Raw genomic sequence first — 12390 nt, 5'->3', positions numbered from 1 at the left:
GGGCTTCGCCGGTGCCACCAACTTCGGAAGATGTGACCGACTTCGGCTCATCCCGCCCAGGACGCCCGAAATCGGCGACATGCTCCGAGGACGGTGTTCTCGTCGTCGGGCCCGCCATGGGACCCCGGGCTTCGCCGGTGCCACCAACTTCGGAAGATGTAATCAACTTCGGCTCATCTGGGCCTGGATGCCCGAAGTCCGCGACATTCTCCGAAGATGGTGTTCGCATCGTCTCCTCCCCAGGTGACGTATGCCGCGGCAAAGCGGTCCAGACGCTGTGGAGAACCGCCGGGGCCATCGGAGGCGCGCCAGACTCGGCCCCATGACCACGGTGCTGCGCCTCGATCCCGCCTACCCCACCCTCTGGCGCGGGCCGGCATCCCTGCAGTTCGGCATCCAGCCCGTCGCCGTGGTCGATGACCCGACGCCGTGGCAGCAGCGCCTCCTCACCGAACTGGATCGGGGCATCCCCGACACGGCACTTCTCGACCTGGCCGACGCTTTCGGGGTTCCCGATCGAGAGGTGCGCGACTTCGTCGCCACCCTCGACCGCGTGCTGCTGGCCCGCGACGCGGTCGGCGCACCTCCCCTTGCCGTGGCCGTACGTGCCGATCGCGACGTCGACCGGGACGTGCGCGAGGCGATCCGGCAGTCGTTGCAGAGCGCGGGGATCACGCCGCACGATGTCGCGGCGGACGAACAGCCCGGGCCGGGGCTGCCCGTGCTGCTGATCGCCCAGCACATCGTCGAGCCGCGCTCGGCGGCCGCCCTCACGCGGGACGACATCCACCACCTGCCGTTGGTGTTCTCCGGCGGCCAGGCGACCATCGGCCCGTACGTTCAGCCCGGCGTCACGGCATGCCTCGCATGCGCGCACGCACATCGTCGCGATGCCGACCCGGACTGGCCGATGCTCGCGGCTCAGCTGATCGGACGCCGTGTCGCCACGGTTCCCATGTCGCTCGCCGCGGAAGCCGGAGGCCTCGCGGCTCGCCTCATGCGCGCGGGCGCGACCGCTCCGGACCAGCCGCAGCGGTCGGTGACTCTGAGCGCTGCTTCCGCACGACGGGTATGGACGACGCACCGGCCGCACGCAGAGTGCGGGTGCCGATCTCTGCAAGGAAGCGAGAGGGATTTCGCGCCGACCGCCCTTGGCCCCGCGACCACGACAGCGAGAGGGTTCGCGCGGCACGCGTGATGCCGACGTAGGCGAGCCGACGCTCCTCGTCGACCGCCTCGAAGGTGGAGGCGTACGAGATCGGCAGCAGCCCCTCGGCGAACCCGACGATGTGCACGTGCGGCCACTCCAGGCCTTTCGCGGCGTGCAGCGTCGAGAGCGTCACGGTGCGCAGCTCCGGTTCGTGCTGGTCGCGGGCTCGCGCCATCAACATGTCCGTGAACGTTCGCAGGTCGGTGCCCGGAGGTGCGGCCTCGGCCAGCCGGAGCAGGGCCATCCGGGCCTCCCAGGCATCGCGCAGCGCGCCGCCGGCCGGGGGCGGGTCCTCGGCGAGGCCGAGCGAACGCAGCACGTCCCGCACCGCAGCCAGGAACGAGGTCTCGACGGGGGCGACGGATGCCCCGCGCAGCGCCATGACGGCTTGCCGTATCTCGGGCATGTCGAAGAAGCGCTTGCCGCCGAGCACCGTTGCCGCGACCCCCCGTGCGGCCAGCGCCTGCTGCAGCACGGCGGACTGCCCATGCGAGCGGTACAGCACCGCGATGTGCTCGCCGGGGGTCCCCGTGGCGAGCTGGGTCTGAATCGCCTGAGCCACCCCATCGGCCTCGTCGCGGTCATCGTCGAATGCGGTGACCGTCGGCGTGGGCGATGACGCTTCGCCCTTCGCCGCGTGCAGTTCCAGAGCCCCCGGCCGGCCCCGCATCAGCTCGTTCGCCACCGCGAGCACCGCGGCATCCGACCGGTAGTTCGTCTCGAGCCGCACGATCCGCGCATCCTCGTGCCGGCTCGCGAACTCCAGCAGGAAGCGGGCGTCCGCGCCCGCGAACGAATAGATCGTCTGGCTGGCGTCGCCGACGACGCAGACGTCGCGCCGGTCGCCCACCCACAGCTCCAGCAGCCGGTGCTGCAGGGGCGAGACGTCCTGGAACTCATCGACCGTGAAGTGCCGGTACTGCTCGTGCACGGCGTGGGCGACGCGCGGTTCGGCTTCGAGCATCCCGGCGCACGCGAGCAGCACATCTTCGAAGTCGAGCTGGCGGCGTTCGTCCTTGAGCTTCTCGTACGCGGTCTGCAGGCTGACCACCACCGCAGGGCCGATGCGGCCGACGCCACGTTCGAGCGCGGCGTACTGCCCGATGCTGCGCATGGTGACCTTGCGCCACTCGATCTCCGACGCGACGTCGCGCAGGGTCGGCGTGTCGAGGTCGAGGCCGATGCCATCGGCCGCGTGTGCGAGCAGACGCACCTTGTTGTCGACGATCTTCGGCGCCGTGTCGCCCGCCAGCGTCGGCCAGAAGTAGTTGAGCTGCGCGAGCGCCGCGGAGTGGAAGGTACGAGCCGCGACGCCCTCCACCCCGAGGTTGCGAAGGCGTCCCCGCATCTCACCGGCGGCCTTCGAGGTGAAGGTGACGGCCATCACGCGGCCAGGCGAGTAGGCCCCCGTGTCCACGCCATGCGCGATGCGGTGCGTGATGACGCGGGTCTTCCCGGTGCCCGCACCGGCCAGCACGCAGACGGGTCCGCGCAGCGCCGTCACCGCCTCGAGCTGCCGTTCATCGAGGCCCTGCAGCGCAAGATCGATCACGCCGCCCCCGCGTGCCACGACGCGATGAGGCTGCGAGCGATGGATGCCGGTCCCGGCAGAGCGATCTCGCTCCTGCCCTCGAGCGCGTCGCCGATCTCCGCCCGCGTGAACCAGCGTACCTGCAGGATCTCAGCTCCATCGGCTTCCGCCTCGGCGTCATCCACCGCCGTCGCATGGAAGCCGACCATCAGCGAACGAGGATACGGCCACGCCTGGGAACCGTGATAGCGGATTGCGCGCACGCGCACTCCCGCCTCTTCGTGGATCTCGCGCGAGACGGTGGCCTCGAGGGACTCGCCGGCTTCGACGAAGCCCGCGAAGCAGGAGAAGCGGTTCCCGCCCCAGAGGGCGTTCGATCCCAGGAGCAGTCGATCCCCGTCCTCGCTGCCGATCGCGACGATCACCGCGGGGTCCGTGCGGGGGAAGTGCTCGCGCCCGCAGGCGGGACACCGGCGGCTCCAGCCGGCCTTGATGGTCTCGGTGCGCGTGCCGCAGGCGGGACAGAACGGGGCGTCGAGAAGCCATCGCCCGAGGCTCAGCCCCTCGACGAAGACGCCCGCGTCGAAGTCCGGCAGCCCGCCGCCGACCGCGCGCAGCGCGCCCCAGCCGTGCGGGGCTTCCACCGGCTCATCGGCACGGGGAAAGGCGGCCAGCAGCAAAGCGGCGCCGTCGGCGTCGCGTCCGAGGAACGCCCACTCGCCGCCCGGTGCCACGGCGTCCGGGGACGAGTACCGCAAAGCCGATCCGTCCGCATCCGCGAGCGGCGCGGCATCCCCTCGCAGGACCAGAACGCGGCTGCCGGCATCCGCCTGCGCCGATGACAGAAGGCCCTCGGTCTCCCGCTCGTCGCCTCGGCGATCGAGATCCGCGCGTGCCAGCGGAGGAGAGACCGGATCGGGGGGCACTGTCATCGACTCCCTCTCTCACGGGCGTGGCGCGGAGGCTCTTCCCCGCGACCGACCTACCCTGAAGGCATGGCACGCTCACTCCTCACTTTAGCCGCGTCGGTCACGTCGGCAGTGCCCGGAGCATCGGTCTCCGGTGTGGGCTCGCTGACGTCCGGTGGAGCCGGGCGCTGTGATTCGGCCGTGGTCTCGCTCGCCGACGGGACGAGCGTCATCGTGCGTGCCCCGGTCGATGCGACGGCAGCCCGCGAGCTCGCCGCCGAGGCCCTCGCACTGCGCGCCCTGACACCCGGCGTGCGGGAGCTGCTGGGCTTCCGCGCCCCTCGACTTCTCGGGGAGGCGGGCCTGGGCGACGCACGTGCGCTCGTCTGCGACATGCTGCCCGGGTTCCACATCGACGCCGCCCACATTCCTCCGGGTGAGGGCGCAGCGATATCCATCGGCTACGCCCTTGCATCCCTGCACGCGCTCCCCCACTCCGTCGTCCGCGCCGAGGGGCTCCCTCAGCGAAGTCCCGAAGAGGCTCGGGATGACGTCCGCACGGTGATCGACCGGGCGGGCGCGACGGGCCGGCTGCCGGTGCGCCTCACCGTCCGCTGGCGCGACGCCGTCGAGGCCGACGCACTGTGGCGCTTCGAGTCCACGGTCACCCTCGGCGGCGCGGCCGCCTCCTCGTTCCTCTACCAGGACACCGACATGGGACCCGCCGTCACCGGCGTGCTGGACTGGCATGGCCTCTCCGTCGGCGACCCCGCGGTGGATCTGCGCTGGCTGGCCTCGGCTCCAGAGGCTTCGGACGACATCTACGCCGCCTACTCCGCCGCAGCGCACCGCTCCCCCGATGCCTTCGTGCAGACCCGGGCGCGCCTGTACGCCGAGCTCGAGTTCGCGCAGTGGCTGGTGCACGGCTCAGACGCACACCGGCCCGACGTCGTGGATGACGCCACCGCGCTGCTGGACGCCCTGGCCGACGGCGTGGGTGCCGACTCGCTCCTCGACCCCGGAGCGGCGACCTCCGGCGGCGTCGACGACGCGATCGCCCTGCTCGCCAGCGTTCCGGAGCCCGCCGCTGCGAGCGATGTCGACACGTCGATGCAGACCGACGCCTACGACCCCGAGATGATCTCCCTCTTCAGCGCGAGCGAGCGGGAGCATTCCGCGGGCGCTCGGTCCGCGGCCACCGGTCGACCCGCCCCCGATGAGGACGTCTCAACGGCGCCGATCGACATCTCGGCGTGGATCGATGCCAAGACTCATTCCTCCGACGCCGATGGCAACGGCGACGACGAAGAGGTCGAAGCCGAGCGGGCGGCCCGGGCCGCGATCCACCGCTGGGCGAGTTCGGGCTCCGAGTAGATCCGATCGCCGCGTACGACGAGGTCATCGCCCACGTAGTACAGCGCTACGTCGATGTCTTCCAGCGGCACCCCGCGCGCTCGGTGATAGGCCAGCCGGTACAGGGCGAGCTGCAGCATCCGCTCCTCCCTCTCGGCCGCCGTCCGCGGCGGCCGGCCGGTCTTCCAATCCACGATCTCGATGCGCCCGCCGCGGTCCTCCCGACGGTAGACCGCGTCGAGCTTGCAGATCACGACACGGGCACCGTCAGATCCGGCGTTCAGCACGAAGTCGATCTCGGTCTCGACCTCGAGGGGAGCAAGCGGCGCCCATTCGGATCGCTCGAAGATCTCTCGCAGTCGCGCGAGTTCGGCGGCATCCTCCGCCGAGGCATCCGTGGCCGCCGCGTCGTCGACGAACTCGTCGTCGTCGAGCTCCCACAGTGGATCATCCGGCGCGGCGGCTGTTCCCACGACTCCTGAACGATGCTCCACCCAGGCGTGGAACAGGGTGCCGAGGCGCGTCTGGCGGTAGGGACGCTCGGGCATCGGCCGGGCGATCGAGGCCGTCGTGCCGGCGAAGTCGGTCACGTAGTCCTTGAATCGCGACGCCGGAATGCGGGTCGGGGCGTCGGGTGCGACCGGATGCCGGAGGGCCTCCCGCTCGGCGAGAAGAAGCGCCACGTCGGCCGAAGGCTCTCCCCGGGGCGCCGCGATCGCGCTCTGCACCGCAGAGGCCGCCGCCTCCACGGCGCGCCGACGGCTGCCGAGCGCGTCGAAGGGCCACTCCAGCAGCCGACGCCGCCCGACGTAGGGGTTCTCGCCCGCCGTGATCTCGAAGCCCTCCCGGCCGATGGCCCGGGTGATCTCATCGAAGTACGGCGCCGGGTCCCGCGACTCCTTGTTGCCGGCCCAGCTGGAGCCGGAGATCAGCAGGTGATCCTTGGCGCGCGTCACCGCCACATACGCCAGACGGCGCTCCTCCTCGCGCTGCCGCGCCCGGTTGGCATCCACGAACGCCGTCAGGTTCTGCTTCAGATCCTGCTGAGTCGGCGCATCCTCCCGACTCCAGGCGAATTCGGGCAGCCATGGCCCGTCCCCCCGGAAGGAGTAGGGAAGCACGCCGAATCCGAGCCACCCCTTGGTATCCCGCGGCGCCGACGGCAGTTCGCCCTCGACCACGCGCACGACGGCGACGGCGTCCCATTCGAGGCCCTTCGAGCCGTGGATGGTGAGCAGCTGCACCACATCGTCCTCGGGCGGTTCGGTGCGGGGCGCGAACTCGTCGAGCTGCTCGGCGTGGTCGAGCCATGCGAGCAGGCTTGCGATGGATCCGGACTCGTCGGTGGCGAGGAAGGCGTGCACCTCGTCGACGAAGGCGCGAAGCTGGGCGGATGCGACACGTGCGGAGCCGGTCATCTCATTGGCCGCCAGTTCGATGTCCAGGCGCAGCTCGAGCTCGATGAGGCGCACCAGCTCCGGGATGGGAAGCCCGACCGACGCCCGCAGGCCGGCGATCACCGCGCCGGCCTCACGCAGGCGTTCACGCGCCTCGGGCGTGAATCCGGTCAGCCATCCATGGTCGTCGGGGTGCCGACGAACGAAATCCAGCGCCTCGATGAGGGATCCCTGCTCGTCGCCCGCCGATGACCGCATGCGCGCCGCCACCTCCGGCGCGAGGGGCTGCAAGGCGAAGTCATGGCGGGCGATGCGCTCGGCCAGTGCCGAAAGTGTGCGCAGGTCGGCGAGTCCGATCGCCCATCGCGGCCCCGACAGCAGGCGGATCAGCGCCGAGCCAGCGGCCGGATCCTGCAGGACGCGCAGGGCGCTGACGACATCCACCACCTCCGGGGTCGTGAGCAGGCCGCCGAGGCCGAGGATCCGGCTCGGGATCTCGGCCGCCGACAGCGCCTCCCTGAACCGCACCATGTGCCGCTTGCTCCGGAACAGCACGGCGCCGGTGGTCGAACGCCCGGCGGCGGCCCGATCCCGGCGCACCGAGGCGAACCACGCGGCGACACGGTCTGCCTCAGCGTCGAGGTCGGCCTCGAAGATGATCTCGAGGGCTCCCTCCGGAGCACCGGGACGCGGCCGCAGTTCGCGCACCGGCACGGGGCTGGTGGCCGCCAGGGGCTGCAGCACGGCGTTGGCGGCGTCGAGCACCACGCGGCTGTTGCGCCAGCTCGTCATCAGCGCGAACTCGCGGGAGCCGCCCGCGGGCGCGAACGTTGCGGCGAAGCCCCCGAGGTTGCCGGCGCTCGCCCCGCGCCACCCATAGATGGACTGGTGCGGGTCGCCGACGGCCATCACGGCGGTGTCGTGGAAGAGCGCCGCCAGAAGATCGGTCTGCGCGACCGAGGTGTCCTGGTACTCATCGAGGAGCACGACCCGGTAGCGACTGCGCAGCTCCTCGCCGACCGCCGGGTGGGATCGAACGACTCCCAGGGCGCCCGCCACCTGGTCGGAGTAGTCCAGCACGCCGAGCCTGCGCTTCTCGCTGTTGTAGGCACGCGCGAGATCCGCGAGCACGGACAGTCCTTCGACCTTCGATGCGGCCGTGGCGATGTCCGCGTATACACCCACGCGCGCCGACGTCGACGGGCGATCAAGCACGTCCGCGAACGACTCCGGAAAGGCGGCGATGTCGTCGAGTTCGGCCAGGTTGTCGACCGCGTCGCGAGCGATGCGGAGCGCGCCGTCGATCAGCGTGCTGAGCGCCTCGGTGCGGGATTCCAGGCGCGGATCATCGGACGCGAGCACCACCTTGCGCATCTTCAGCCATGCCGCTGATTCGGACAGGATCGCGGCCTCCGCATCCCGCCCGAGGAGCACCGCGTTCTCCCGCACGATCTGATCGGCGAAGCTGTTGTACGTCGCCACCGTGGGGCGCAGCAGCAGGTCGTCGGCACCCGACGGCGCGGCGGACGGCGCGCCGGCCCGCGCCGCGAGGTCGTCCAGTCTCGACCGACGGCGCTCGGCGAAGCGCAGCTCCACCGCGCGGATGTCGCGCCCGGCCCGCGCCGCGGCATCCTTCTCCTCTTCCTCCTGCCGCTGCAGATCGAAGAACGGCGCCAGCTCGCCGCTCGCGTGCAATGAGGGAAGAGCCGGCAGCAGCCCCCGCGCCTCGAATTCCGCGAGACGAGCCAGGCGGTGCTGGATGCGCTCGGCGAGCTCTCCCGCCGCCTTGCGAGTGAAGGTGAGACCCAGCACCTCGTCTCGGCGCACGATGCCGTTCGCCACGAGCCACACCACGCGACCGGCCATCGTCTCGGTCTTGCCGCTGCCGGCACCCGCCACCACGAGGGCGGGCGCCGATTCGGACTCGATGACCGCCGCCTGTTCGGGCGTCGGCGGGAACTGTCCGAGGGCAGCGCTGATCACCCCGGCACTGAGAGCGCGGGTCACGACGCGCTCACCGCGCGCACGGTGTGGATGCGGCACAGGCCGTAGGAGTGGTCCTTGCGGCAGTGGTCCTCGTAGGGTGCGGTGAACGAAACGCCCGCCATCGTCGACGCTGCGGCTCGGACGCGTGCGAGGAAGGCGGCGCGACGCTCGTCGTCGAACGGCTGCTGGGTGGGCGTCACGAAATCCGCCTTGCTGGATGACGGCACCAGGACGAGCAGTTTCGCGCCCCCGGTCGGACGACCGTCGGTCCCCGTGATCAGCCCGGATTCGAAGGCGAGCTGGTACGCGGCGAGCTGCGGGTTGTCGGCGACCTTGGCATCGGTCTGCGGCTCGCTCTTGCCCGTCTTGAGATCGACGATCACGACATGGCCGGCGCCGCTCAGCTCGACCCGGTCGATGTACCCGCTGACGATGATGCCCGGCCCGCCGTCCTCCCCGGCAGCGGGGTCGAACGGCAGCGGGATCTCGAAGTGCGGCTCGGCGCCGATCAGCGAGCCGCCCGCCGCCTCGAACTCGCGAAGATACACGTGCAGGCGGCGCACCAGATCGCGCGCCTTCGTGAGCGACTGGCGCTCGCGCCATGCCGCGTCGAACTCGAGCTCGCCCCACCGCGCCTCGACGACCTTCCAGAGACTCTCCTGGTCGATGCCATCGGCGGTCTCCATCGCACTGTGCAGCAGAACGCCCAGACCCGCGACGGGACCTCCTCGCGTGTCACCGCCCAGGTCGGCGATCACCCAGTTGAGCTCGCACTCCTCGAGGGCGTGCAGTCGCGACGGCGACACTCGGACCCCCTCCTGCACGATGTCGCGGAGCGGAGCCGTGCTGGTGGCGGGGGCGACTCCGTACCACTCCACCGGATCGGCACCTGCGGTGCCGGCATCCGCCAGCAGAGCGAGCTGCGAAGGAGCCGCACGTCTCGCGGCGGCCGGCGCCCCCGGATCGGTGAGGGCCCGCCGGTGCTGGGCGACGAGACCGCGCAACGAGAGCGGATGCTCCTTCCCCTTCGCGCCCCGCTCCGGCTCGGGGAGGAATTCGAACAGCACGCTCGGCCCCGTGTCATCGTCATCGACCGCCGTCACCACGACGCGGTTGCGTGCCCGCGAGACGGCACGCACGAACAGCCGCAGCTCGTCGTGCATCACCGTGCGTCGCCGGTCGAGCACGTCGGGCGCCGTCGAGTCGGGGGACGCCAGTGCGTCGCCCAGCCGCCATGTCTCGAGGAGTCCGCCACGCAGGCGCACGTTGGGCCAGACGCCCTCCTGCACGCCGGCAACCACCACGGTGTCGAACTCGGCGCCGAGCGCCGCGGCGGGTGTCAGCACGCGCACCGTGGACCGCGGCGGCGGTGCGGTCAGCGAGTCGTCGGCGACATCGGAGTCCAGCAGTCTGCGCACGAACACCATCGCCTCTTCGCCGGGCTCGCGCTCGACGAAGCGCTTCGCTGCCTGGAACAGAGCGACGAGGGCGTCGAGATCACGATTGGCCTGCTCTGCCAGTGGACCCGTGCCGCGGGCCGCGGCGCCCCACGCCCGCTCCAGTCCACTCGATTCCCACGCCGTCCACAGCAGGTCGTGGACAGTGGCCCCGCGTCCCAGCTGTTCCCGGACGCGGGCGAGCCCCTCGCCCACCCGCCCTCCTCGCCGAGCCTCCCGCGTGTCGATCAGGGCGAACTCCAGCGGATTCGCCAGCGCCGACCGCAGCAGCTCCCGCGCGGACCTCTCGCCGCCCTGCGCGACCTCCGCATGACGGAGGGTGGTGCGCAGCCGTCGAAGGCTCACCGGATCGAGGCCGCCGAAGGCGCCCGTGAGGGCGTCATCGACGTCGGCGGCCGTCCACGATGCGGGTTCACTGGTCGCCAGGGTGATGAGGTGCAGGATGTCGCGCACCGGCGCGCGCGTACCGAGAGCACGCCCCGGTCCGCTGGCCCTGGCCGGCACCTCGCGTGCCGCGAGCTCGGCCTCGAGGGCTGCGACCTGTCGCGTGTCATGCGCGATCACGGCGCAGGAATCCCACGCGACTCCGTCGTGCACATGCCGTTCGCGGAGCAGCCGGGCGATGAGGTCGAACTCCTCCGAGGCGGATCGCGCGATGACCGCCCGCACCGACGGGTCATCGGTAAGGCGCTGCCCCTGTGGGGCTCCGCCCCACACCCCCGGCTCGCTGGCGCGCTGCCCCTGTGGGGCTCCGCCCCACACCCCCGGCTCGCTGGCGCGGTGCCCCTGTGGGGCTCCGCCCCACACCCCCGGCTCGCTGGCGCGGTGCCCCTCCGGCGGCGTGCGATGCGCGACGATCCCAGCCGCGCCGATGCGCTGGGTCACGCGGCGCACGAGATCGGCCTGGGCCGGCGTGCCGCGATGGGGCGCCGCCACGACGTGCGTCTCGCCGAGCACCGCGGCGAGCCGGGCGAAGTGCTCGGGCGCCGCCCCGCGGAACGCTCCAGAGCCGACATCCGGGTCGCCGAACGCCATCACGGCGATTCCGCGCCCACGACACGCCTCGAGCAGCTGGACACCACCGAGCGTCAATTCCTGCGCGTCATCGACGAGCACGGCTCGCAGTCGGGACAGCTGCCCGAGCGATGCGGCCCCAGGCTCGGCCGTGCGGAGGATCGCCGCGGCCTCGCGAACCAGCCCCGCGGGGTCGCGGTGGGCGCCGCGCATGGCGGTGCGCACCCGCTGATACTCCGCCATGAAGGAAGCCATCGACACCCACACCGCTCGGTCCTGAGCCGACCCCAGCGCAGCAAGGGTCGGCGGCTCGATGCCGAGCGCGGCGCACTCCGCCATGAACGCCCGCACCTCGCTGCGGAACGCCTTGGACGAGCGGATGCCGGTGCCCACCCACTCCGGCCACCGGCTGTGCCCGGCCGCGGCATCCAGGTCGTCGCCCTCGAGCAGGTCCTGCACGATCTGGTCCTCGTCGGCGCCGGTCAGCAGCTGCGGCGGCTCGGCGCCCGCATGGACCTCCGACGCGCGCACCACGTGGAAGGCGAAGGACGCCACGGAGCGCGCGAGAGAACCGGGCGTCGCCGTGCCCGCCGCCAGTGCCAGCACGTCGCGGAGGTCGGTGGCGCTCTGCCGCGACGGCGTCAGCACCAGCACCTCCTCCGGTTCGAGCTGCTCGTCCAGCAGTCGCTCCACCCGTGCCACGAGCGTCGTGGTCTTGCCCGTTCCCGGAGCACCGACCACAACGGCGGACGCATCGGCCGGCAGCTCCACAACCGCCCGCTGTGCGGCATCCAGGGTGCTCTGCCGAGCCACGCGAGCGCCCTGGGAAGTCATGCCTTCAACGCTACCTGCGCGCTCCGACACCGCTCCTCGGACAGGCCGGAGAGCGTTCGCCCTCAGCGTTGCCGACACGGCCGAGGCCTCACCGGCGGTGTCGTAGAGTTGCCGTGTCGCCCCGGGTGGGGCGCGCGCTACGAAAGGCAGTCATCCCGTGGAGATCCGCATCGGCATCACCAACACCGGTCGCGAGCTGAGCTTCGACACTTCCGAATCGGCGGACAGCTTGAAGAAGTCCGTCGCCAGCGCGCTGGATTCCGGATCGACGCATCTGACCTTCACCGACGTCAAGGGCAACCAGTACGTCGTCCCCACCGCGGGCCTCGCCTACATCGAGATCGGCAGCGAGGAGTCGCGCCGCGTGGGGTTCGTGGCCTGACGTGCTGATCCTGCTCGCGCTGATCGCCGGCGCCGTCGCCGGGATGGTGCTGCACTTCGTGCTGCCTCACCGCTCCACTCGCGGTGTGGTGCTGGCCCCCGCGATCGGCGCAGCCACCGCCGGGGTGCTCTACACCGTCCTGCAGTGGGCGGGTCTCGCCGAGGACAACCCGTGGCTGTGGGCGGCGTCCATCCTGGCGCCGATCGTGGTGACCTACGTCGCCGTGAGCATTCTCAGCCGCTCGCGCATCGCCCACGACACCCGCGAGCGCACGCGCCTCGGCATCGCCTGATCGCTGCCGCGCGCGCTCGCGCTACG

At 71.6% G+C, this 12390-nt stretch carries 7 protein-coding genes; 3 read left to right on the top strand and 4 right to left on the bottom strand.

Translation table 11 applies throughout. From position 1 onward, the window contains the following. Positions 1–995: 995 nt before the first annotated feature. Positions 996–2780: an ATP-dependent helicase gene (locus ACLQ2Q_RS09475; protein ID WP_425820195.1), complete on the bottom strand. Its 1785-nt coding sequence runs from the start codon at positions 2778–2780 to the stop codon at positions 996–998. Next, entirely contained in the window at positions 2759–3673 is a 915-nt protein-coding gene (gene nudC / locus ACLQ2Q_RS09470; protein WP_425820194.1) for an NAD(+) diphosphatase, read from the bottom strand. The genes ACLQ2Q_RS09475 and nudC overlap by 22 nt, the downstream gene beginning before the upstream one ends. 63 nt (positions 3674–3736) lie before the next feature. Between nudC and ACLQ2Q_RS09465 the strand changes: the two genes are divergently transcribed. After that, complete coding sequence (locus ACLQ2Q_RS09465) at positions 3737–5023, top strand: phosphotransferase (RefSeq protein ID WP_425820193.1); 1287 nt, start codon at positions 3737–3739, stop codon at positions 5021–5023. On the opposite strand, the gene ACLQ2Q_RS09460 is transcribed toward ACLQ2Q_RS09465, so the two are convergent. Together ACLQ2Q_RS09460 and ACLQ2Q_RS09455 are read right to left on the bottom strand one after the other, a co-directional pair. Next, on the bottom strand, positions 4921–8406 hold the full coding sequence (locus tag ACLQ2Q_RS09460) for a UvrD-helicase domain-containing protein (protein WP_425820192.1): 3486 nt from the start codon (positions 8404–8406) through the stop codon (positions 4921–4923). The two genes, ACLQ2Q_RS09465 and ACLQ2Q_RS09460, sit on opposite strands and share 103 nt — an antisense overlap. Continuing rightward, positions 8403–11690, bottom strand: a complete 3288-nt coding sequence (locus ACLQ2Q_RS09455) for an ATP-dependent helicase (protein WP_425820191.1) — start codon at positions 11688–11690, stop codon at positions 8403–8405. The genes ACLQ2Q_RS09460 and ACLQ2Q_RS09455 overlap by 4 nt, the downstream gene beginning before the upstream one ends. 157 nt (positions 11691–11847) lie before the next feature. Here ACLQ2Q_RS09455 and ACLQ2Q_RS09450 point away from each other — a divergent pair, with 157 nt between their 5' ends. Together ACLQ2Q_RS09450 and ACLQ2Q_RS09445 are read left to right on the top strand one after the other, a co-directional pair. After that, positions 11848–12072 carry a DUF3107 domain-containing protein gene (locus ACLQ2Q_RS09450; protein ID WP_425820190.1) on the top strand — a complete coding sequence of 75 codons (225 nt, stop codon included), beginning with the start codon at positions 11848–11850 and terminating at the stop codon, positions 12070–12072. A gap of 1 nt (position 12073) precedes the next feature. After that, the gene (locus ACLQ2Q_RS09445) at positions 12074–12364 is read left to right on the top strand and encodes a hypothetical protein (protein ID WP_425820189.1); all 291 of its coding nucleotides are present in this window, start codon (positions 12074–12076) and stop codon (positions 12362–12364) included. The last annotated feature ends 26 nt before the right edge of the window (positions 12365–12390 follow it).

The sequence above is a fragment of the Microbacterium sp. DT81.1 genome, from assembly GCF_049844955.1.
Lineage (GTDB): Bacteria > Actinomycetota > Actinomycetes > Actinomycetales > Microbacteriaceae > Microbacterium.
The sequence above is the reverse complement of the archived record's forward strand: the minus strand, read 5'-3'. Positions and strand labels throughout refer to the sequence as shown.